18 protein-coding genes are annotated in these 21,400 nt (G+C 62.7%); 11 read left to right on the top strand and 7 right to left on the bottom strand.

All coding sequences use genetic code 11. The annotated features are described in order from the left end of the window. Position 1 precedes the first annotated feature (1 nt). A complete protein-coding gene (locus QW887_RS10375; RefSeq protein WP_315754109.1) occupies positions 2-2,224 on the bottom strand; it encodes an acyl-CoA dehydrogenase in 2,223 nt (740 codons plus the stop codon). 130 nt (positions 2,225-2,354) lie between these two features. On the opposite strand from QW887_RS10375, the gene QW887_RS10380 reads away from it, so the two are divergent. The 9 genes from QW887_RS10380 (at position 2,355) to QW887_RS10420 (ending at position 12,568) form a co-directional block, all read left to right on the top strand. After that, positions 2,355-3,185, top strand: a complete 831-nt coding sequence (locus QW887_RS10380) for a FadR/GntR family transcriptional regulator (protein ID WP_315754159.1) — start codon at positions 2,355-2,357, stop codon at positions 3,183-3,185. Between the two features lie 214 nt (positions 3,186-3,399). Beyond that, positions 3,400-4,188, top strand: coding sequence for a CoA-transferase subunit beta (locus tag QW887_RS10385; RefSeq protein ID WP_315754112.1), 789 nt, complete (start codon positions 3,400-3,402; stop codon positions 4,186-4,188). 49 nt (positions 4,189-4,237) lie between these two features. Then, complete coding sequence (locus QW887_RS10390; RefSeq protein ID WP_315754114.1) at positions 4,238-5,122, top strand: CoA transferase subunit A; 885 nt, start codon at positions 4,238-4,240, stop codon at positions 5,120-5,122. Further along, positions 5,119-6,351: a CoA transferase gene (locus QW887_RS10395; RefSeq protein WP_315754117.1), complete on the top strand. Its 1,233-nt coding sequence runs from the start codon at positions 5,119-5,121 to the stop codon at positions 6,349-6,351. The genes QW887_RS10390 and QW887_RS10395 overlap by 4 nt, the downstream gene beginning before the upstream one ends. Positions 6,352-6,431: 80 nt before the next feature. Beyond that, complete coding sequence (locus QW887_RS10400; RefSeq protein ID WP_315754119.1) at positions 6,432-7,718, top strand: cytochrome P450; 1,287 nt, start codon at positions 6,432-6,434, stop codon at positions 7,716-7,718. 68 nt (positions 7,719-7,786) lie between these two features. Further along, positions 7,787-8,890, top strand: coding sequence for an NAD(P)-dependent alcohol dehydrogenase (locus tag QW887_RS10405; protein ID WP_315754121.1), 1,104 nt, complete (start codon positions 7,787-7,789; stop codon positions 8,888-8,890). A gap of 23 nt (positions 8,891-8,913) precedes the next feature. Further along, positions 8,914-10,152 carry a cytochrome P450 gene (locus QW887_RS10410; RefSeq protein WP_315754124.1) on the top strand — a complete coding sequence of 413 codons (1,239 nt, stop codon included), beginning with the start codon at positions 8,914-8,916 and terminating at the stop codon, positions 10,150-10,152. 62 nt (positions 10,153-10,214) lie between these two features. Continuing rightward, entirely contained in the window at positions 10,215-11,363 is a 1,149-nt protein-coding gene (locus QW887_RS10415) for an acyl-CoA dehydrogenase (RefSeq protein ID WP_315754127.1), read from the top strand. A gap of 8 nt (positions 11,364-11,371) precedes the next feature. After that, a complete protein-coding gene (locus QW887_RS10420) occupies positions 11,372-12,568 on the top strand; it encodes an acyl-CoA dehydrogenase family protein (protein WP_315828353.1) in 1,197 nt (398 codons plus the stop codon). A gap of 54 nt (positions 12,569-12,622) precedes the next feature. On the opposite strand, the gene QW887_RS10425 is transcribed toward QW887_RS10420, so the two are convergent. Genes QW887_RS10425 through QW887_RS10435 form a run of 3 tightly spaced genes read right to left on the bottom strand, consistent with a single transcriptional unit; the run spans position 12,623 to position 15,177 of the window. Further along, the gene (locus tag QW887_RS10425) at positions 12,623-13,582 is read right to left on the bottom strand and encodes a nitronate monooxygenase (RefSeq protein WP_315754131.1); all 960 of its coding nucleotides are present in this window, start codon (positions 13,580-13,582) and stop codon (positions 12,623-12,625) included. A 22-nt stretch (positions 13,583-13,604) separates the two neighbouring features. Further along, positions 13,605-14,009 carry a Zn-ribbon domain-containing OB-fold protein gene (locus QW887_RS10430; protein ID WP_015665275.1) on the bottom strand — a complete coding sequence of 135 codons (405 nt, stop codon included), beginning with the start codon at positions 14,007-14,009 and terminating at the stop codon, positions 13,605-13,607. Between the two features lies 1 nt (position 14,010). Continuing rightward, a complete protein-coding gene (locus tag QW887_RS10435; protein ID WP_316194502.1) occupies positions 14,011-15,177 on the bottom strand; it encodes a thiolase domain-containing protein in 1,167 nt (388 codons plus the stop codon). A 144-nt stretch (positions 15,178-15,321) separates the two neighbouring features. Between QW887_RS10435 and QW887_RS10440 the strand changes: the two genes are divergently transcribed. Next, on the top strand, positions 15,322-16,185 hold the full coding sequence (locus QW887_RS10440; RefSeq protein WP_316171388.1) for a MaoC/PaaZ C-terminal domain-containing protein: 864 nt from the start codon (positions 15,322-15,324) through the stop codon (positions 16,183-16,185). 57 nt (positions 16,186-16,242) lie between these two features. Then, on the top strand, positions 16,243-17,019 hold the full coding sequence (locus QW887_RS10445) for an SDR family NAD(P)-dependent oxidoreductase (protein WP_015665278.1): 777 nt from the start codon (positions 16,243-16,245) through the stop codon (positions 17,017-17,019). Between the two features lie 103 nt (positions 17,020-17,122). On the opposite strand, the gene QW887_RS10450 is transcribed toward QW887_RS10445, so the two are convergent. The 3 genes from QW887_RS10450 to QW887_RS10460 all read right to left on the bottom strand — a co-directional run bounded on the left by QW887_RS10450 (position 17,123) and on the right by QW887_RS10460 (position 21,370). Further along, the gene (locus QW887_RS10450; protein WP_316168097.1) at positions 17,123-18,337 is read right to left on the bottom strand and encodes an ABC transporter substrate-binding protein; all 1,215 of its coding nucleotides are present in this window, start codon (positions 18,335-18,337) and stop codon (positions 17,123-17,125) included. 37 nt (positions 18,338-18,374) lie between these two features. Then, a complete protein-coding gene (locus tag QW887_RS10455) occupies positions 18,375-19,514 on the bottom strand; it encodes an acyl-CoA dehydrogenase family protein (RefSeq protein WP_315754137.1) in 1,140 nt (379 codons plus the stop codon). A gap of 305 nt (positions 19,515-19,819) precedes the next feature. Further along, entirely contained in the window at positions 19,820-21,370 is a 1,551-nt protein-coding gene (locus QW887_RS10460; RefSeq protein ID WP_315754139.1) for a 3,4-dehydroadipyl-CoA semialdehyde dehydrogenase, read from the bottom strand. Between the last annotated feature and the right edge of the window lie 30 nt (positions 21,371-21,400).

Here is a 21,400-nt window from a genome sequence, read left to right on the forward strand (position 1 = left end):
GCTATCGCGGCAGTCCCAGCCCGCGTTGGGCGATCAGGCTGCGCTGGATTTCGTTGGTGCCGATGCTGATGACCCACATCAGCGAATGCCGGAGCATCTGTTCAATGCGCCCGCGCAGGACCGCGCCTGGGCTGTGTTCGCTGAGCAGCGCCTCCGGCCCCAGCAGGTCCAGCGCGGTCTCGCCGAAACGCTCCATCAGTTCGCCGGAATAGACCTTGCTAACGGCAGCCTCGTCCGGGGGCGTCTCGCCCTTGTCCACCTGCTCGGCACAATAGACCATCATGCGCCGCCCGGCTTCGATCTCGGCCGCGAGCGCGCCGATCCTGGCGCGCACGAGCGGATCGTGCCGCATCGGGATGCCGTGGCGCTTGGCGGTCCGGAGATGCTCGCACAGCAGTTCGAACATGTGGGCGACCTTCAAGACGATGCCGCCGCCGATGAAGCCGCGTTCGGTCGCCAATGCCCCGGTCAGGACCTTCCATCCTTCCCCCTCGGCACCGATCCGATTTTCGGCAGGTACCCGCACGTCGTCATAGAAGATGTTGGCGAAGGTGCCGCCATACATCGTCTCTGAGGGGCGGATCGCAATCCCGGGCGTCGTCATCGGAACGATGAACATCGTGATGCCCGCATGAGGCGGGGTCGCGTTCGGATCGGTCCGGGTCGCGAGCAGCATATACTCGCCCCAATAGGTCGTGGTCCAGATCTTCTGTCCGTTGATCACATAGTGCTCGCCGTCGCGGACCGCGCGCGTCTTCAGCGACGCGAGATCGGAGCCAGCCTGGGGCTCGCTGTAGCCCATGCCGTAGATGGCCTCCCCGCGCAGGATTTCCGGCAGGTAGCGCTGCTGCTGCTCCGGCGTGCCGTAGACCTGAAGCATGGCCGCCTGCACGGGCGCGCCGGCACGCGGGGCTTCGGCGTGCTCCATCTCCTCCATGAAGGCGATCTGCTCGAAGGCGCCACGCTCCTGTCCGCCGAACCGCTTCGGCCAATTCAGTCCGATCCAGCCGGTCATGCCGAGCGCCCTGGCGAACTCGCGGTCATATTCGCGTTCGCGAAAGGAGAGCTGCTCGTGCCGCGCACGGCGCTCGCCCGACCAATACGCGTCGAGCCAGGCTCGCACCTCACGGCGGAAGGCATTGCCGGCCGGTCCCAGATCGTAGTCCGGAAACCGGATTTTCCCGTCCCCGTCGAGAAAATGGCTCGCGAGTCGTTCGGCCGGCGGGCGTTGGCCGCCATGGCGAAGCATGCTGACATGGACCTGTCGGAAGTGCCGCGGAGCCTCATGCTCCTCGCTATAGCCAATCGCGCCGAAGGCGTGCTGGGTCTCGAGCGACACCTGGCGAAGAGAACCGCTAGCCGTCGCCAGGGCTGCGGCCGCGAACCAGCGCCATTGCGCGGCTTCCAAGTCATATTGAGCTGCGGCATTCGCGATCGTGAGCTGAACCGCGCGCAAGGCGATGTGGCAGTTCGCGAGCTTGTGCTGAATGGCCTGGAAGCGCCCGATGGGTTGCCCGAACTGCCGACGTTCGCCGGCATAGGCAACGGCCTGCTCGAATGCGCGCTGGGCTGCACCGAACGCCCGCGCGGTCTCCGCCACGGCCGCGACTGTGAGCAGGTCTCGGACCTCGGCAGCCGTGGACGGCACCAGGACGACTGGAACCGCATCGATCCGTACCCGCCACCAACCAGCCTTTCCCATCATCGGGCTCGGCTCAGCGGCGACACCTTCGCTGGTGTTGATGATGGCCAGAGCTGGGCCGGGCACGAATATGGCCAGATGCGTAACGATGTCGGCGGATTCGACGAAGCCCAAGTCCGCAATCAGGCGGCCTGCTTCCATTTTCGCCCAACCTGCGGCTCCCTCATGATCGAAGCCTGCGAAAGACACGGCGACTACCGCGTCACCGCTACGGAGGTCATCTACAAGCGAACTGAGAGCGTGGGCATCGCCGCGGGCTCGAAGCTGCATGAGGTTGATCAAGGCTGCATCCGCGAGCGGTGCACGGCAGCTGGCACGGCCGGCCTCTTCCTGGACCAGCACGATCTCGCGCAAGCCGCCTTCGGCGGGAGAGGCCGCAATCTGGGTCAAGCCCTGAGCGGCCAGTTGCTTCCAGAGCCTTGGGGGCACCTGAGCAGCCTTGTCCCACAAGTCCTCGAAGAATCCCCGGACGGCTTCTTGCAGGATCCGGCGATCCTCGTCCGACGGCAACTCCCGCAGCATTCTGGTGGCTACTCCCCGTTTGGTCCTACCATTCTACATTTGTGAGAAGTCTGGGTCAACGCCAACGCGCTATGGCGAGAATCGTCAGCTTCGCCTATATTTCCTTGCAGCTTCGAACCATCGGGTGGATATGAGCGCTTCACAATTGCCGGCCAAATCCAACGCAGAGGCTGCGCCGATTGCGCAGTTCCAACGAATTAAATCGTCCCGCGCGTTCGATGAGATTGCCGCTCAGATCCGAACGGAGCTTTCCTCCGGCAGACTTACGGTCGGCAACCGTCTGCCTTCCGAGCGTGCGCTGTCGGAGCAATTTGGCGTCTCTCGCAATACCCTTCGTGAGGCCTTGCGTTCGCTCGAGCATGCCGGTCTCATCCGCCTGCAGAAGGGCGCCCGCGGGGGCGCATTCATCAGCCAGCACAGCGGCGAAGCCATCGCGACCGGGTTGATGGACATGTACCACGTCGGTACCATCCAGCCCGCACAGTTGACCGAGGCCCGCATCTGGCTCGAATCGGTCGTTGTCCGAGAAGCGTGCCGGCGCGCAACGGCCGCAGACATCGAGATGCTGAACCGTAATATCGATGAAGCGCAGGAAGCGCGCCGCCGGGGCGACTTCGCAGGCCGCGCGGAGAGGCACATCGAATTCCACAGAATGCTAGCGCGTCTCACGGACAATCCGATCATGGTCATCGTCATGAACGGGGTGCTCGATGTGCTCACTCATTTCGTGCAGCGGATCGGCGAGTATGACAACAGCTTCGTGTTGCCGTCGCGGCGCCGCTTCATGGATCATTTTGCTGCAGGCGACGCTGAAGCTGCCGTGGCCGAGATGGAATCCTGCCTGAAGCGGCTGCAGCGAAGCTATATGTCGCGCATTCAGGCCGCGGAAGGTGTGTCAGGTGTGTCGGCTACCAAGGCCGCTCCACGCGCCCGCCGGTCTCCGCCGGCCGCCCAGCGCTAAATCCACTTACTGCGCAACGCGACCCTCGTCTGTCGAGCAGCCGATGCGTCCACTCCGGATGGCATGCGGACACGCGTGGCTGGCCGACCCCCGATCACGTCCGAATTGTCCGGCACGAATCCGCGCGGTCTCGTCGCCGCCGGCCGTGGGTCCGTTGACACGGCATCCGACCCTCGCTAAATTGCCAATGGTTCAACCAATAGGTCGCGGACAAATGGCTGCAAATCCCTCCCTCGGAGAGACGCTGGCGGTGTTGCTGGCGCGCGATATCGCCGATGGCGAGAAGGTCATCATCGGAACCAATTCCGACATTCAGCTTGCCGCCTGCAATCTCGCGCGCCGCCTGCAGGCGCCGCGCTTGTGGTGGATCTCCGGTCCGGGCGGAATGGTCAATCCGACGCGCGATCATCTGCTGTCGACGGCCGACTACGAGAACCTCGAGTCGGCGGAGTCCTGGATGGATCTGCCGGTCATGATCGACTTCATCGACTGGAAGATCCACTTCTTCGATTTCGCCATCCTGTCGGCGCTGCAGGTCGACCGCTTCGGCAACATCAACACGGTGGTGGTCGGTGATCAGCGTAAGCCGCGCGTACGCGGGCCGGGAACCGTCGGCATCAGTGCGCTTTGCGGTCTCGCCAAGCGGTTCTATGTGTGCCTGACGCGTCACGACCGCAGCGCGTTCGTGCCGCGGGTCGATTTCCTGTGCGGAGCCGGTCACATGGAAGGCGGTGATTCCCGCGAGCGCACGGGATTGCCGCCTGGCGGCCCCAGACTGGTGCTGTCCCCGCTTGGAGTTTTCGATTTCGTGCCGGACAGCAAGGCCATGCGCGTGAGGTCGATCAGCCCCGGCGTGACGCTCGAGCAGATCCGCGACTCCACGGCCTTCGACATCGTCGTCGAGGGCATGCCCCCTGTGACGACCATGCCCACCGATCAGGAGCTCGCGCTGCTGCGCGAACATGTCGATCGGCGCGGCGATCTCCGGCGCAAGTTTCCCTGACCGTGCGGCGGATCTCCTTCCATCAGACTGACAGGCAAGCCGAAGTCCCATGACAAAGAGCAAGATCGTTTCCGTCGATGAGGCCGTAGCCGAGATCCCGGACGGAGCCAAAGTTGCCCTTGGCGGTTGGATATTCAATTCGCAGCCGATGGCGCTCGTACGCGCGTTGATCCGCAAAGGAGCTCGCGACCTGCATTTGATCCCTGCGCCCGGCTCGATCGCGCCGGACATGCTGATCGGTGCGGGATGTGTTGCCTCCACCGTCTGCGTCTTCATCAGCTTTGAGCAGTTCGGTCTGGCGCCGCATTTCCGTCGTCAATCGGAGAACGGCACGCTCAAGGTCTACGATCTGGACGGTCCTGCTATTGCGGGCGGATTGCGCGCGGGAATTTGCGATTTGCCCTACATGCCCGTGCCGGACCTCTGCACCGACCTGCCGAAATTTGCGCCGGAGCATTATTGGCCGCTCCCGTCCAAGCCTGGCGAGCGCAGGATGCTCGCCGTCGCGGCCGTCAAGCCGGATGTCTGCCTGCTGCACGCGCAGCAAGCCGACGAGCACGGCAACGTTCAGCACCTTGGGCCGCCGTTCTTCGACGCGATGATCGCCCAGGCGTCCCGGCGGGTCATCGTCTCGGTCGATCGCATCGTGTCGACCGACACGATCAGGCGCAGCAATCATCTGACCAAGCTGCCGAGCGCCATGGTCGACGCGGTCGTCGAGGCGCCATTCGGCGCGCATCCGACCGCTTCACCTTCGCTCTATCGCTCCGATGAAGCGCATCTGAAGGACTATGTGAAGAGCAGCGCCAGTGCCGAGACATTCAGCGCCTATCTCGATCGCTACGTGCGGAGCGCCTCGTCCAGCGTTTATCTCGATACGATCGGTGGCAGCCGGCTGGCGGCGCTTGCCGTATCAGAAACCAATCTGAAATGAGCGTCGATATGGCAATCGGACCGGCCCGGCCAGGAATCCTCGACGGAATCCGCGTCCTCGACTTCACCGCGATGATGTCCGGCCCTTATTGCACGCGGTTGATGGCGGACATGGGCGCAGAAGTAATCAAGGTGGAGCCCCCGGAGGGCGATCACATCCGGTTGCGTCCGCCGCTGCGGGATGGGCGAAGCGCCTATTTCTCCCAGCTCAATGCCGGCAAGAGCAGCATCGCCCTGGATCTCAAGCAGCCCGCGGCCCGCAAGCTGATCTACGATCTGGTGCCCCGGTGCGATGTGCTCGTGGAGAACTACCGCCCCGGCGTCATGCAGCGGCTCGCGCTGGACTACGAAACCCTTGCGAAGATCAATCCCAAGCTCGTGTACTGCTCGATCTCGGGGTTCGGCCAGGAGGGCTCGTGGTCCGGACGGAGCGCGTATGCGCCGGTGCTGCACGCAACCTCGGGCTACGACATGGCGAACCTCGACTATCAGGAGGGGAATGTCGAGCGTCCGCTGAAGAACGGAATCTTCATCGCTGATGTTCTCGGTGGCTCGACGGCATTCGGAGCCATTCAAGCCGCACTGTTTCGGACGCTCAAGACCGGGCAGGGCGACTATATCGACGTATCGCTGCTCGACGCCATGGTCGGCATGCTGGTGTACGAGTGCCAGGAAGCGCAATTCCCGGCCGAGCGCCGCCGGCCGGTCTATCGACCCACGCAGGCGAGCGATGGCTTCCTGCTCGTCGCCCCCGTGAGCCAGAACAACTTCGAGGCTTTGGCGCGCGGCGTCGGTCATCCGGAATGGATCACCGATGCGCGCTTCGCAACCAGCAGCGCCCGCGAGCATCACTGGTCCGAATTGATGAACCTGCTCGACGGCTGGGCGGCATCGCGAGCTTCAGCGGAATGCGAGGCGACCCTAACCGAAGCCGGCGTGCCGTGTTCTCAATACCGGACCATCCGTGAGACGATGGCGCTGCCGCCTATCCAGGAGCGCGGCGTCTTTGAGGAGATCGATGACGGCGCCGGGCCGCTGCTCATTCCAAACCCCGCATTCCGGTTCGCGCAGAGCGCGGCCAATGTCCGGAACAAGGTGCCTGCGCTCGGCGAGGATGGGCCAAGGTTGTTGCAGAGCCTTTTGGGACTGAGCCCGCAGGAGATCGCGGCGCTGCGCGAGGGCAAAGTTCTTCGAGGCGCGGAAGAGAGGATCGTCGCGGCAGCCGAGTAGCCGCGACGGCGCATCAGGAATGTCGAAGTCGTCGATCGCCTGCCGCTGGGCTTCCTTCCTGAACCCGCGAGCACTGCGACATGAAGGAGGGACCGGGGTTGAGCGCTGCGAATTTTCCAATCCCCGACAACATCGTCGCCGTGCTGACGGACCCTTCAGCCTACGGCACTCAACGCATCTTCGATGCCTATCGCTGGCTGCGCGTCAATCAACCGCTCGGGAAGGCCAGTCCGCGCGGGTTCAACCCTTTCTGGGTCGTGACGCGCCACGCGGACATTCAGACCATTAGCCAGCAGAGCCAGCTGTTTCGCAGCAGTGATCGCCCGGTGGCGTTGCTGAGCAGCAAAGCCGAAGCCAAGATCGAGGCGGCGACGGGGGGCAACGGCCTCCTCCGCACCCTGGTGCAGATGGATGCTCCCGATCATCCCAAGTTCCGTGCATTGACGCAGAAATGGTTCACGCCGGGTAATCTGCGTTCGATCGAAGGCAGGATTCGCGACATCGCAAGAAGCTATGCGGACCGCCTCACCGCGTCCGGCCAGCATTGCGACTTCGTGTCCGAAATCGCGCTCGGGTTTCCGCTGCGGGTGGTCATGGCGATTCTGGGCGTCGATCCGGATCATGAGCCCAAGATGTTGCGCTTGACGCAGGAGTTCTTCGGCACCAAGGACCCGGATAACGCGCGCAAGGGTCGAAACGACGGTGCCACGGCTCTATCGGATGTCGTATTGGAGTTCGGCGAGTTCTTCTCGTCTGTGGTTGCGGACCGGCGCGCCAACCCGTCCGATGATCTTGCAAGCGTCATCGCCAACGCGCAGATCGACGGCGAATCGATCTCGGACCTGGATGCGCTCAGCTATTTCGTGACCATCGCGACCGCCGGCCACGACACCACATCGTCCTCGAGTGCAGGCGGGATGTGGGCGCTTTGCGAACATCCGCAGCAGTTCGAAAGGCTGAAAGCCGATCCTGGCCTGATCCCCGGCTTCGTCGACGAGGCGATCCGCTGGACCACGCCGGTCAAGCATTTCATGCGCACGGCCGCCGAGGACACCGAACTGGACGGCCGCTCCATCAGGCGCGGCGATTGGCTCATGCTGTGCTACGCCTCTGCGAATCGCGACGAGGCCGTCTTCCAGGATCCCGACACGTTTCGGATCGATCGCTCGCCGAACCGCCATCTCGCCTTCGGCTACGGAGCCCATCTGTGTCTGGGGCAATATCTTGCCAAGCTCGAGATGCGGATCCTCTTCGAAGAATTGTTGCAGCGGATTTCCTGCGTTGAGCTCGACGGCGAAGGAGCAACGACCGTGTCCTGGTTCGTCAACGGGCCCAAGCGCCTCCCGATCCGCTTCCAACTCCGTTGATCCATCCCCTACATCTCGCTTCCGCATGATTTGACGGCACTGCGCAATCTGTAACGGAGAAGACGAGCATGAAGATCACAGCCGCAGTTGCAGTTGCGCCGGAGCGACCGTTCGAACTGATCAGCTGCGATCTGTCGGATGATCTTGCGCCCGGAGAGCTGCTCGTACGGGTCGAGGCTTGCGGCATCTGCCATACCGATCTCGCGGTGAAACTGCAGCACCTCCCCGTGCCGCTCCCCAAAATTCTCGGTCATGAGGGCGCGGGCGTGATCGAACGCGTCGGTCCGGGCGTGGTCGGGCTGGCCGAGGGCGATCACGTGCTGATGAGCTTTGGCTCGTGCGGCGCATGCGGACAGTGCCAACTCGGCGCGCCCGGCTATTGTGATGAGTTCGGGATGATCAACCTGTTCGGTCAGCGGCGCGGTGGCTCAGGCCTCCGCTACCGCGGCGCTGAGCTTAGCGGCTACTTCTTTGCGCAATCGGCGTTCGCAACCCATGCCATTGCCACGGCCCGAAACGTGGTGAAGGTCGGCAACGATCTGCCGCTCGCGCTGCTCGCGCCGATGGGCTGCGGGATCCAGACCGGCGCGGGTGCGGTAATGAACGTGCTGACCCCTCGGGCTGGTGCGTCGATCGCCGTGTTCGGCGTCGGCGCGGTCGGGATGGCGGCGATCATGGCCGCCAAGCTGGCGGGCTGCGGCACGATCGTTGCCGTCGACATCCGCGATGAACGTCTTGCCCGTGCGCGTGACATCGGAGCAACCCACATCGTGGATGGCCGGACACCCGATCTGGCCAAGGCCGTTGCCGCGCTCGGCCGTGGCCGCGGCGTCGATCACTCGCTCGACACCACGGGCGTGCCCGAGGTGGTCGCCGCTTCGATCGCGTGCCTGCGGCAGCGGGGCTCATCCGCCCAGGTGGCCGCGCCGCCGCGCGGGACGCGGTTTCCCGTGGAGGCAAGCGTTCTGGTCGGCGGAGGTCTGACGGTCCGGGGCGTCGTCGAGGGTGATGCCGTGCCCACGATCTTCCTGCCGAGGCTCGTTGATTTTTTCCGCCAGGGGCGGCTGCCGCTCGACAGGATCGTCAGCTTCTATCCGTTCGAAAAGATAAACCAGGCGGTCGAAGACATGGAAGCCGGCGCAACCGTCAAGCCAGTGCTGCGGATGAACTGAACAAGAAGCGAGGGGAGGACGCGATGCAAGAAACGAGTTTAGACCAAGCGATCGTCGACCACGAAACCTACGGGGCTCTCGACAGGCAGCATGCCCTGTTCTCGACCCTTCGCAAGCAGGATCCCGTACATTGGACTGAACCTCCGGGCTTCCGTCCGTTCTGGACCATCAGCAAGCATCAGGACGTCATCGAGATCGAACGGCAGAACGAGAAGTTCATCAACGCGCCCCGCACCAAGCTGTTGTCCATCGATTTCGAGACAAAGGTCCGGGACGCGATGGCAGGCCGACCAATGCTGGTCCGCGCGATCAATCAGATGGATAATCCGGACCATGCCAAGTACAAGAAGATTACGCATGCCTGGTTTCAGCCGCGTGAAGTGCGCCATCTGGAAGACAGGATCGCCGTGATCGCACGGACCAGTGTCGACCAGATGCTTGGAAAGGGGACCGAGTGCGACTTCTATAAAGATGTCGCAGGGTGGTATCCGCTCAGGGTCATCATGCTGATTCTCGGAATCCCGGATGAGCATGGCCCGCGATTGCTCGATATCACTCGAGCTTATTTCGGCGGTGGCGATGCGGAGGTGCAGCGCGGCAACGACCTGATCGATGCCACCTTCGCCTATGTGAACTTCTTCAAGGAAGTGGCGCGGGAACGACGGCGGAACCCCACCGACGACCTCGCGAGCATCATTGCGACGGCCGAGGTCGACGGCGAGCCGATAGGCGAGTTCGAGACCTCGTCCTATTATGTGGCGCTCGCCAGTGCTGGTCACGACACGATCAGCGCAACTCTCTCCGGCGGTCTGCTCGCCTTGATCGAGAATCCCGGAGAAATGCGAAAGCTGAAGCAAAATCCCGATCTTATTCCTGCCGCTGTCGAGGAAATGGTGCGCTGGGTATCTCCGGTGAAGCATTTCTTCCGGACCGCGACGGAGACCTATACGTTGCGCGGCAGGACCATCAAACAAGGCGATCATCTGCTGCTGGCCTATCCCTCTGCAAATCGGGATGAGGATGCCTTCGAGTCTCCCTTCGCATTCGTCGCCGACCGGACCCCGAACCGCCACGTCGGCTTCGGTTTCGGCATTCACGCCTGCCTCGGACTATATCTCGCCAAGGTCGAAATGATCGCCTTCATGCGCGAACTGCTCTCGCGCGTCGACGGGATCGAACTTGCTGGCGAGCCGGCCTGGACCGAGACATCCTTCGTCGGCGGTTTGAAGCGGCTTCCGATCCGCTTCTCGCGACTTTATTAGGCGATGGTCGATCTGCGCGCCCGGAAACCGAGATTGGCGGGCGACATGAATGGAGCTCAAGGATGGATCTGACGCCGAGCGAAGCGCAGCAGATGCTGCGCCATAGCGCCGAGCGGTTTATCGCTGAACAGTACGACCAGGCGGCACGTCGCTATGCGATGCAGGATCCTATGGGATTCAAGCGCGAGAACTGGCGCAAGTTCGCCGATCTGGGCTGGCTCGGGCTTCCGTTTGCGGAGGAGGTTGGCGGCTTTGGCGCAGGACCCGTCGAGGTCGCGATCCTGATGGAGGAGTTCGGCCGCGGGCTTGCGACCGAGCCTTATCTCTCGACGGTGCTGCTGGCTGGGACCCTGATTGCGGAATGCGGCACGGACGGGCAGCGGACAAGCCTGCTGCCGTCCATCATCAACGGCGAGCGTCTGCTATCGTTCGCTCACTACGAGTCGGATGCAAGGGCAGGCCTTTCCGAGGTCCACACTGTGGCGCAGACCGACAAGCAGGGTTGGATGCTCCACGGCCGCAAGATCGCCGTGCTCGACGCAGCGTCTGCGGACGCCCATATCGTGTCGGCGCGCTTGCCCGATGCGCAGGGGGCTGGAATTGTTCTGTTCCTGGTGCCGAAGGATGCCGCGGGGCTGAGGCTGCGCGATGCACCACGGCTAGGTGGGGGCCGCGTCGCGGAGCTGACATTCGAACAGGCTCGGCTTCCGCCGGATGCGCGGCTTGGAGGGGGCGGGGATGCGCTGCCGGCGATCGAAGGTGTCGTCGATCGGGCGATTGCCGCACTCTGCGCCGAGGCCGTCGGCATGATGCGAAGCATGTTCGACGCCACGCTCGACTACACGAAGGTGCGCAAGCAATTCGGTCGGCCGCTCGGGGCCAACCAGGTGATCCGTCACAGGCTGGCCGACATGTATGTGCAATGCGAGGAAGCCCGAGCGATGGCGTCGCGCGCGGCTCTTTTCGTGGGTGCCGATGCCGGTCCGACGCAGCGATCGCTCGCCGCATCCGGAGCCAAGGCCAAAATCGGCCGCTGCGCACGGAGTGTCGCGGAGCAGGCGGTGCAACTTCACGGTGCGATGGGCGTCACGGACGAGCTCGACCTCGGACTCTATTTCAAACGGCTGTTGGCGTTCGAAGCGCTTTTTGGCAGCGTGGACTACCATCTGCAGCGTCACGCCAAGCTGTTTGGCAACTCCCGATCTGAATGAGATCAGTCATGTCGATATTGCTCAAGCCCGATGAGTTGTGCTTCAGAGATGAGGTGCGGGCATTCATCGCGGCCCGTCTTTCGCCCGAACTGCGGCGGGCCAGTTCTCTCAATGTCTCCTTCTTCTCCGATCCCGACATCGTCGCGCCATGGCAAACGGCTTTGCACGAGCGGGGCTGGGTCGCACCCGGTTGGCCTAAGGAGCATGGCGGCCCCGGCTGGACCGCGAGGCAGCGATGGATCTTCGAATCCGAGTGTGCCGCAGCAGGCGCGCCGCAGCTATCTCCCATGGGCATCAAGATGGTCGGACCCGTCTTGATGCGCTTCGGGACCCCGGAGCAAAAGAAGTTCTACCTGCCCCGCATCCTCAGCGGCGAAGATCGATGGTGCCAGGGCTATTCGGAGCCTGGCTCGGGATCTGACCTTGCCTCGCTGACGACACGCGCCGTTCGCCATGGCGATCATTACATCGTCAACGGCACCAAGATTTGGACAACGCACGCGCACTTCGCAAACCGCATGTTCGCGCTGGTTCGAACCAGCGATGAACCGCGGCAACAGGACGGCATCAGCTTCCTGCTCATCGACATGGCGTCGCCCGGCATCACGATTCGCCCGATCACGATGATCAGCGGCGACCATGACGTCAATCAGGTGTTCTTCGACGGTGTGGAAGTTCCGGTGACCAATCTCGTCGGCGAGGAGGGACGGGGCTGGACGTGCGGCAAGTATCTGCTGGAATTCGAGCGGGGCGGCGGAATCAACTCGCCGAAACTGAGACATGCGCTTGAGAAGGTGCGGGAACTGGCCAACTCCGACCTGTCTTGCAAGGCGATATCGCACCCGGAGATCGCGACCAAACTGTCGGACATCGAACTCGACGTCCAGACATTGGAGTTCCTCGAGCTGCGGGTGTTGTCAGCCTTGCAGAGAGGCGAAAATCCAGGACCGGTGTCGTCGGTCCTCAAGCTGCGTGCGAGCGAGATCCACCAGGCCATCTCGCGCGTGGGAGTTGAAATGATCGGGCAAAATGCACTGGTGGAGGAAAGGCGCCGTCCTCTCCATGCTCTCAATGACGAGCCGATCATCCCAGAAGAATTGCTAAGCGTGGTGGCACGTCATCTCAACGGCCGCGCCAACACGATCTTCGGCGGGAGTTCGGAAATCCAGCGCGACATCATCGCCAAGCAGGTGCTCGGGCTTTGAGGAAATCACCATAAGAGGTGATGCGGCCGCCCGGAGATCGTCCTGCAAGGTACCTCAGACCATGGCGGGGATCTGGCAAGCTTCCGCATATTCCCGCTTCAGCTTCACAATCAGATCCGCGACGGTCGGAATCTCGTCGATCAAATCGATTCCTTGACCTGCGCTCCACAGGTTCTTCCAGGGCTTTGCGCTCTCAGGCAGATGGTCGTGCCGCATGCCCTTGCCCATCGGGTCGGGCAAGGCGTCCGGATCGAGGCCCGCAGCGCGCAACGACGCGGCCAGCCAGTTCGCGGCGACGCCGGCAACCTTCTCCGTATAAATCAGGTCTGCGGACGTCTGCGATACGATCATGCGCTTGTATTCGTCGGGCGCCAGCGACTCCTTCGTAGCGATGAACCTGGTCCCGAGATAAGCTAGGTCGGCACCGAGCACTTCTGCCGCGCGTATGGTGGCGCCGTCGGAAATGGCGCCGGCCATGACGATCGTTCCGTTGAAGATCGAGCGGACCTTGCGGACCAATGCGAGGTGGCTGATCGTGCCGGAGTGGCCGCCGCCTCCAGCGCCGATGCAGATCAGGCCATCGACGCCGGCGGCCATGGCGCGCTCGGCGAACGGGATGCTGGTGATGTCGTGGAAGACCTTTATCCCACGATCATGCGCCTGTTGCACGATGATCTTGGGATTGCCGCCGACGGTGATGACGATGTCGACATTTTGTTCGACGCACAGATCGAGGTGACTCCCGATCTGGTCTTCCGGCGTCTTTGCAGACAGGTTCACGGCGAGCGGACCGACCGGTCCCGGCGCCTGCGCGGCGTGTTCGCGCAAATCCGCGGAGATCGTGCGCAGCCACTCAGCGAATTCGTCGAACGAGCGGGCGTTTTGGCGTGGCAGGGCGCCAATCACGCCCGCCTTGCAGGCCTCGCGGACGAGATCAGGGCCGCTGACAAGGAACATCGGTGCGCAAACGGCGGGCAACGAAAGCGTTCGCCGAAGCTTTGGGTCAAGCGCCATGAAGCTGCTCCTGGGCCGTTCGTCAGCCCTGTTCCGGGGCGAACATCGGGATCATCGTCCCGTCCTCCGCGGGCTTGAATACGACGTGGACACGTTGCCCGATGCGCAGCGAATCGAGATTGCAATCGACGATATTGCTCAACATCGTGATGCCCTCGTCGAGCCGCACATAGGCGATCGCGTAGGGTGTGGGGCCGGCACGGCGGGTGACGCTGACGCTATAGATCTCACCCTTGCCGGTGACATCGCTCCATTCGGTGTCTCCGAGACAATAGGGACAAAGCGGCCGCGGATACCAATGCGGCTTGCGGCAGGAAACGCAGACCTTCACGCGGAACGCCCCGACTGCCGTTGCGGCAAAGAATGGCGCGGTTGCGGGGTCGTGCACCGCTAGGCCGAGCGGGCGGTCCTGATACATCGTCGTCATCTCACGCGCGCTCCATGATCAGGGTGGCACTGCCATGGCGCGAGCCGAGCAAGCCGCCTGTGCCTTGGGCGAGGGCAAGGTTGCAATCCGGGACCTGCACTTTGGCGTGGGTTTCGCCGCGCAGTTGGCGGACGGCCTCGATGACCTTGGTGATGCCCCCGCGATTGGCGGGATGGTTGTTGCAAAGTCCGCCGCCGTCGGTGTTGAACGGCAGCTTGCCTACTCCGGAAATCAGATTGCCATCCGCAACGAAAGCTCCGCCCTTGCCTTTCTCACAGAACCCGAGATCTTCGATCTGCATCAGCACGGTGATGGTGAAGCTGTCGTAGATCGAGGCATAGTCGATGTCGGAAGGCTTGACACCGGCTTCCTCGAACGCGCGAGGACCGGACCATGCTGCTCCCGAAAACGTCAAGTCGACCTGCCCGTTCAACTGACCCTTGATCGCTTCGCCAGCGCCGAGAATATTGACGACGGGTCGCTTGAGCGAGCGCGCGATCTCCGGGCGGACGACGACCAGGGCACCACCGCCGTCACTGACGACGCAGCAGTCGAGGCGATGCAAGGGATCGGAAATCATCGGCGAGGCGAGGGCATCGTCGACCGAGACCTGATCGCGCAACATCGCATTCGGATTATACTGCGCGTGGGTTGCGGCCGCGACCTTGATCCATGCCAGCTGTTCGCTGGTCGTGCCGTACTCGTACATGTGCCGGGCCGCCGCCAGCGCATACATGTTGACCGTCACGGGAGCATAAGGCGCCTCCCAGGGCACGTCGGGTGTTCCCGCGCCGACGAGTCGTGGCGCTACGCCGCTTGATCCCTCGCTTCGCGGCCGCCCCGCGAGCGTGATCAGAGCCACGTTACACTTGCCCATGGCAATCGCCTGGGCGGCATGCGAGACGTGAATCAAATAGGCGGACCCGCCGGTGTCGGTGCTGTCCACATGGCGGGGCCGCAGTCCCAGATAATCCGCCATGCTGTTCGCGCCGAGTCCTGGCGCGTCGCCTGCGCAGAAATAGCCATCGACATCCTCGAGGCGCAGGCCAGCATCTTCCAGGGCTCCGCGCGCACATTCAGCGTGCAACTGGGCGACCGTCTTATCCGGTGCTTTTCGGGTCGGGTGCTCATAGGCGCCTGCTATGCAGGCCTTTCTTCGAATACTCATCAGGTCTCTCGCGCTCGCGTCAGCCCGTGGCCGCTCATCTGCATAGGGCATCGTTGACCACGACCGGCGGGCTGTATATCATTGGTTCAACCAAAGACCAAGGCTGTATCTGTTTCTTGGCGGGGGACCAGACCCGGGGGAGCGATGGTTGATTATGCAAAGACGCGGGCTTGGCGTTCCAGCGAGGTCCGCCACGTCTACACGGCGAGAGACACCATTCTCTACGCGCTCGGTGTCGGTGCCGCGAGCGGCCCATTGGACGAGCGGCAACTGCGCCTCGTCTACGAGAAGGATCTCGTGCCACTTCCGACCATGGCGACCGTTCTAGCCTCGCCGGGTGCCTGGATGAGGGACAATGCGGAGCTCGGAATCAATTTCGCGAAAATGGTGCATGGCGAGCAATCCGTGCAGATGCATGCTGCGCTTCCTTCGAGCGGAATTCTGGTCGGCAAGAGTCGTGTCGCGCGGCTCGTCGACAAGGGCGAGGGCAAGGGCGCCATCATGTACGTCGAGAAGGAACTGTGGGACGAAACGGACAAACGATTGGTGGCCGTCAGTGAGCAGGTGCTCTTGCTGCGCGGCGATGGCGGCTTCTCACAAGTTTCCGGCGGCGATGAACCCGCCGCCGCTCCGCCGCCCGTCCCGGATCGTACGCCGGACCGCGTCGTCACCTTGCCTACGCGCCCGGACCAGGCGGTACTTTATCGTCTGTCGGGAGACCTCAACCCTCTGCATATAGACCCCGCGGTTGCCAGCAAGGCCGGTTTCCAGAAGCCCATCCTGCACGGGCTTGCGAGCTATGGATTTGCCTGTCGCGGCCTGGTGGAGAGCTTCTGCGACGGAGATCCCGCACGGCTGAAGACGATCCGGGCGCGCATGTCTGCGCCGGTCTTTCCTGGGGACACGATCCGGCTCGAATGCTGGCGCCTCGACGACCGCATCGCATTTCAGGCGCGGGTCGTCGAGCGCGACGCGCTGGTCCTCAGCCATGGCTGGGCCACGACCTGATACGGCCGGACGGCACGTACAAGATGATGGACTTCACCGGAGACTAAGGAACTGCGAATGACGAAGAACATGGTGTCGCTACAAGGCCGGACGATCGTCGTCACCGGCGCCGCGCAGGGGATCGGCAAGGCAACGACAGACTTGGCCATCGAACTTGGGGCAAATGTCGTGGCCGTCGATCTCAACGGCGAGGCGCTAGGGCCGGCTTTGGCGGGCTTTCCTGCGGAGCGGGTGATGAAGGTCGTCGGCAGCGTCACCGACGCTGAGCTGGCGGCAAGCACCGTCGCAGATGCCGTCGACAGGTTCGGTTCGGTGAACGGACTGGTCAACAATGCCGGCATCATTCGCCCCGCGCTGATCGAAAAGATGAGCATGCATCAATGGCAGGAGGTCATCGACGTTCATCTCACCGGCGCGTTCCTCTGGTTGCAGGCGGTGGGACGCCATCTGGTGCAGCGCGCGAAGGACGGCGACGCCTCGGGAGGAGCCATCGTCAACGTCTCGTCTGACGCGGGGCGAAAGGGATCGGTGGGCCAGATCAACTATGCCGCCGCCAAGGCCGGACTGCTCGCCATGACCATGACCGCAGCCCGGGAGTGGGGCAAATACAACATCCGGGCCAATTCGATCTGCTTTGGCGTGGTCGAAACGCCGATGACCGAGGTCGTGCGCGGCGAGAAATTCCGCGATGGTATCTTGGGGCAGATCCCGCTTGCACGCTGGGCAACACCGGACGAAGTGGTGCGGACCGTATGCTTCCTGCTCTCCGATGCGTCCTCGTACACGACAGGCCAGCACATCGGAGTCAACGGCGGCTTCCACATCAGTCTTTGACCTTACGCCTTCGTCGCTCCCTTGGCGTCTCTGCATTCAGGGGGGCCGAAAGACGAAGGCGAAACTTGCGGTGGGGCGCGCACGAGACGCGACCCACCGGCTTTTAATCCGCCGTCATCGGCTCGCCGGACAAGGTCCAACTGGTCCCATCGAAAACGGCGATGCGCAGAGTCCTGAACGGCGTGTAGTCGCCGGGCTTGGTGCCGATGGTGATGCCCGGCAGCATCATCGGCAACCGTTCGCCGTGCAGGGATGTTGCCTGCCTGATCAGATTTTCCCGGGTCAACTGGTCGCCGCATGCCTTCAGGACGGCCTCTAGCGCGTTGACGTTCATGTAGGCGACGAGCACCGAGTAATCGTCGGGATTGACGGACGGCGCATACTTCTTCAGGAAATTCTTATAGGCCTTGACCTCATCGTCGTCTGTCCAAGCCGGATCGCCCGGCTGCTTGAGAAATTGCGTGGTGACCAGACCGCGGGAGGCGTCGAGGCCGGCCGGCTTCAGCACGGTCTCGACTGAGGCTGTCGAGCCACCGATGATGTGCAGCGGATGCCAGTCCAGTTCATGCACCTTGCGGATCGACTGCGCCGCGGCCTTGGCCGACGACTGTTCGATCAGCGTGTCGACGCCGGCGGATTTCAACTGAACGACCTGGGAATCGATGGTTGGGTCGGAAACTTCGTAGGACACCTGGGTAACGATCAGAGACGCCTTTGCGCCGAGTCCCGCGCGCAGACCCTTGAGATAGTCCCTCCCGAAATCGTCGTTCTGGTAGAGAACGCCGATCTTTGCCTCCGGCTTCGCTGTGAGGATGTATTTGGCCATGACGCGGCCTTCGGTCTCGAAGTCTGGATAGAGCGGAACGGTCCAGGGAAATTGATTCGGATCGTTGAAGCGGCGTCCGCCCGCCGTGATGAAGAGTTGCGGCACCTTCTTGGAGTTGAGATATTTCTGGATGGCGACGTTCGGCGCGGTCCCGATCGTACCGACCTCGGCAAGGACGCCGATATCCTCGATCAACTTTCGGGATTGCTCGACGGCTTTCGGCGCACTGTAGGCGTTGTCGAGTTGGGTGAAGCTGATCTTGCGTCCATTGATCCCGCCACGCTCATTGAGCATCTCGAAATAGCCGAGCACCGCCCGTCCAGCCCCTGCGCCAAACGCGGAGGCCGGGCCGCTGAGCGGCGTCGATTGACCGAGCTTGATCTCGGTGTCGCTGGCTCCCGGATCATAAGTCTTCTGGGCATGCGCGGCAGAGAGCGACAGGAGAGTGACTACGATCAGAGAGCACGATGTCAGGACCGATGCGCGGCTCAAGGGTGTTCCTCCAGGTCTGCGTTTCCTAATTTGGCGGCTATCGAAGCAGTTCGCGCGCGATCACGAGGCGCTGGATCTGGTTCGTTCCCTCGAAGATCTGGGTCAGCTTGGCATCACGCATCATCCGTTCGACCGGATAATCCATGGTGTAGCCATAGCCGCCGAAGACCTGCACCGCGTCGGTCGTCACCTTCATCGCCATGTCGCTGCTGAAGCACTTGGCCATGCTCGCGAGCACGTTGAGGCGTTTCCAGTCGCCGGCGTCTCCGGCGCGGGCGCATTCGTAGACCAGCGCACGCGCCGCCTCGATCTGCATGGCCATGTCTGCCAGGATGAACTGGACGCCCTGGAATTCGGAGATGCTCTTCTTGAACTGCTTTCGTTCCTTGGCGTAGGCGAGGCTCGCTTCGAATGCGCCTTGCGCAAGGCCGACGCATTGGGCGCCGATCGTCGGCCGATTGAGGTCGAGCGCGCGCATCGAGGCCTTGAAGCCCTTGCCTTCCTCGCCGACGAGGTTTTCGACGGGTACGCGGACGTTGTCCAGGAAGATCGGCGTATTTGGCGCCCCGCGGAAACCCATCTTGCGTTCATGGCGACCGAAGCTGATGCCCGGCATTTTCTTCGGCTCGAGAATGAATGCGCTGATGCCGTCCGAGCCGGGGCTGTCGCTGGTGCGCGCCATCAGCACGATGTAGTCGGCGGCAACGCCGTAGCTACACCACTGTTTCCTGCCGTTAATGACGTAGCTGTCGCCGTCCTTGCGAGCCCGCGTATTGAGGGCGGAGACGTCCGATCCCGCCTGGGGCTCGGAAATGGCGATGGCCGTGACGACGCCGCCCTCCGCAATGATGGGGAGGAATCGCTTGCGCTGCTCTTCTGAGCCGAAGTGCAGCAACGGCATGATGAACATCGTGTTGAGGCCGGCAATCGACGCGCAGGCCGGCGAGACTTTCGCGATCTCCTCCCGTGCGATGCACATCATGGTGAGATTGCCGTTGGGACCGCCATACTGCTCGGGCACCCAGAGCTGCATCAGCCCCATTTCACCAAAAATCTTGACGATCTCCTCGGGGAAGCGATCGGTCTCGTCGATCTCGGCCGCGATCGGGGCCACATGCCTGGCAACGACTTTCTGCACGCTGTCGCGAAAGGCGACCTGCTCCTCGGTGAAGGTCACGATAGCGGTTCTCCCTCAGGTTAAACTCAATGGTTGGACCAATATATCCACCAGACGTCATTATGACAAGTCGGACCGTGGAGCGGACGCTTGGGGCTCGGCAGGTTGTGCCGTAGCGACGCGTCCCCGCCCGCAAGAAGCTCAGGAGACCCGAGTCACCACAAACGGCGCCAGACCCATGCCGGCGATTGTCGCGGGGGCACGTCAATATCCTAAGCCGAGCGTACACATCAGCGCGGAGAGGCGCAGCCACCGCAATCTGAGCAGCCGGCACGGCAATGGTCGCTCCGAAAGTGATCTGCGGCTCAGCGGCTCAGGGTGGCAACCACTGCTTTGGAGCCCTGTATTGCGGAGCGCCTGTGGTAGAAGTTGAGCGCACGCGCGCCGCCGAGCTCTTCGCCGCCTCCAGCGCGCCCTGGGCCGCCATGCAGGGATTGAGGCATGACGTTTCCGTGGCCTGTGTGAGCCTCGGCGACGTCCGGACTGACGACGTGAACACGGCCGTGGCTGTCTGCGAGCTCGGTCGCAAGACACGACAGTCTGGTCACGTCGGAGCCATACAAAGAAACGACCAGGGAGCCTTGCCCTCTCCGCACGAGGCTCAAGGCGTGAGCCTCGTCTCGGTAAGGTATCAAGGTCGCCACCGGTCCGAACACCTCGAGCTCATGCACGAGATTGGCCGCGTCCGCATCGCCTGAGCCTAGCAAGGTCGGGCCGACGCAGCATGCCACGGCCGGATCGACATCGATCAGCTCGTGAGTCTCCCCGTCGTACAGCACCTTGGCTTCCTGGCGCAAACGATCAAGCCCGTGCCGCACAGCAGCAAGTTGGGTTCGGCTGACAAGCGCGCCCATCCGTACCGAAGCGTTGCGGGGATTGCCAACAGTAATCTTGCTCAATCGTTGCGAAATGGCGTCAGCCGCGGGCTTATATTGCCGCTCTGGCACAAAAATGCGACGAATCGCCGTGCATTTCTGTCCCGACTTCTGGGTCATCTCCCGAACGACCTCCTTGACCAGAAGATCGAATGCGGCATCTCCGCATGCGCCTCCTTCGGCGAGGACGGCGGAATTGACGCTGTCCGCCTCGACGTTGATCCGGACCGACCGCTCTGAGATTGCCGGATGCAAGCGAATGACAGACGCAGTCTCCGCCGATCCCGTGAAAGAGACGATATCGAACGGATCGACTGCGTCCAGGAGCCCTGTAGATCCACCGCAAATGATCGAGAGCGCTCCCGGCGGGAGGATATTGGCTTCAACGACGTCCTTCACCATCACCTGTGCGAGCCATGCCGTCGCGGTGGCCGGCTTCACGACGACGGGGACGCCTGAGAGAAGGGCGGGAGCAGCCTTCTCCCACATACCCCAGGCCGGAAAGTTGAACGCATTGATGAGGAGAGCGAGTCCCCGTGTTGGCACGAGGATGTGACGGCTCTGGAAGGTCGCATCTTTGGCGAGCGAGGCAGCGTCCCCATCAAGCAGAAATCTTTCATCACCGAGGGATGCTGCCAGCTTCGCATAGGTCGAGACCGTGTAGATCGCTCCATCGATGTCAATTGCCGAATCGCTTCTTACCGTGCCGCTGTTGGCTTGTGCGATCTCGTAATATGCGTCTCGATTGCGCTGAAGCGTATTGACGATGCCTTCGAGCAATCCGCCGCGTTCGCGATAGGTGAGGCTGCGCAGTGCGGCGGCACCGGTGTCGCGGGCAAATTGAAAGCCGTCAGCGACGTCAAGTCCAGTATTGCCGACCCGCGCAAGCTCGGTACCCCGGATCGGATCGTACAGTGACGCTCCGCCTTGGCTGCCGCTCCGCCAACGTCCGCCGAGGTAACTCTGGAGATTTTCAGTCATCATTGCTCCTTGCTGCTCGAACAGAGCAGG

Source organism: Bradyrhizobium sp. SZCCHNRI3052 (assembly GCF_032484895.1).
Classification (GTDB): Bacteria; Pseudomonadota; Alphaproteobacteria; order Rhizobiales; family Xanthobacteraceae; genus Bradyrhizobium.

Bases quoted from the DNA above. Each gene is read 5' to 3' on its own strand.
- QW887_RS10375 (WP_315754109.1), bottom strand. From the start codon at position 2,224: ATGCTGCGGGAGTTGCCGTCGGACGAGGATCGCCGGATCCTGCAAGAA.
- QW887_RS10425 (WP_315754131.1), bottom strand. From the start codon at position 13,582: ATGGCGCTTGACCCAAAGCTTCGGCGAACGCTTTCGTTGCCCGCCGTT.
- QW887_RS10440 (WP_316171388.1), top strand. From the start codon at position 15,322: ATGGTTGATTATGCAAAGACGCGGGCTTGGCGTTCCAGCGAGGTCCGC.
- QW887_RS10380 (WP_315754159.1), top strand. From the start codon at position 2,355: ATGAGCGCTTCACAATTGCCGGCCAAATCCAACGCAGAGGCTGCGCCG.
- QW887_RS10420 (WP_315828353.1), top strand. From the start codon at position 11,372: ATGTCGATATTGCTCAAGCCCGATGAGTTGTGCTTCAGAGATGAGGTG.
- QW887_RS10430 (WP_015665275.1), bottom strand. From the start codon at position 14,009: ATGACGACGATGTATCAGGACCGCCCGCTCGGCCTAGCGGTGCACGAC.
- QW887_RS10385 (WP_315754112.1), top strand. From the start codon at position 3,400: ATGGCTGCAAATCCCTCCCTCGGAGAGACGCTGGCGGTGTTGCTGGCG.
- QW887_RS10410 (WP_315754124.1), top strand. From the start codon at position 8,914: ATGCAAGAAACGAGTTTAGACCAAGCGATCGTCGACCACGAAACCTAC.
- QW887_RS10445 (WP_015665278.1), top strand. From the start codon at position 16,243: ATGACGAAGAACATGGTGTCGCTACAAGGCCGGACGATCGTCGTCACC.
- QW887_RS10390 (WP_315754114.1), top strand. From the start codon at position 4,238: ATGACAAAGAGCAAGATCGTTTCCGTCGATGAGGCCGTAGCCGAGATC.
- QW887_RS10415 (WP_315754127.1), top strand. From the start codon at position 10,215: ATGGATCTGACGCCGAGCGAAGCGCAGCAGATGCTGCGCCATAGCGCC.
- QW887_RS10435 (WP_316194502.1), bottom strand. From the start codon at position 15,177: ATGAGTATTCGAAGAAAGGCCTGCATAGCAGGCGCCTATGAGCACCCG.
- QW887_RS10400 (WP_315754119.1), top strand. From the start codon at position 6,432: ATGAAGGAGGGACCGGGGTTGAGCGCTGCGAATTTTCCAATCCCCGAC.
- QW887_RS10405 (WP_315754121.1), top strand. From the start codon at position 7,787: ATGAAGATCACAGCCGCAGTTGCAGTTGCGCCGGAGCGACCGTTCGAA.
- QW887_RS10395 (WP_315754117.1), top strand. From the start codon at position 5,119: ATGAGCGTCGATATGGCAATCGGACCGGCCCGGCCAGGAATCCTCGAC.
- QW887_RS10460 (WP_315754139.1), bottom strand. From the start codon at position 21,370: ATGACTGAAAATCTCCAGAGTTACCTCGGCGGACGTTGGCGGAGCGGC.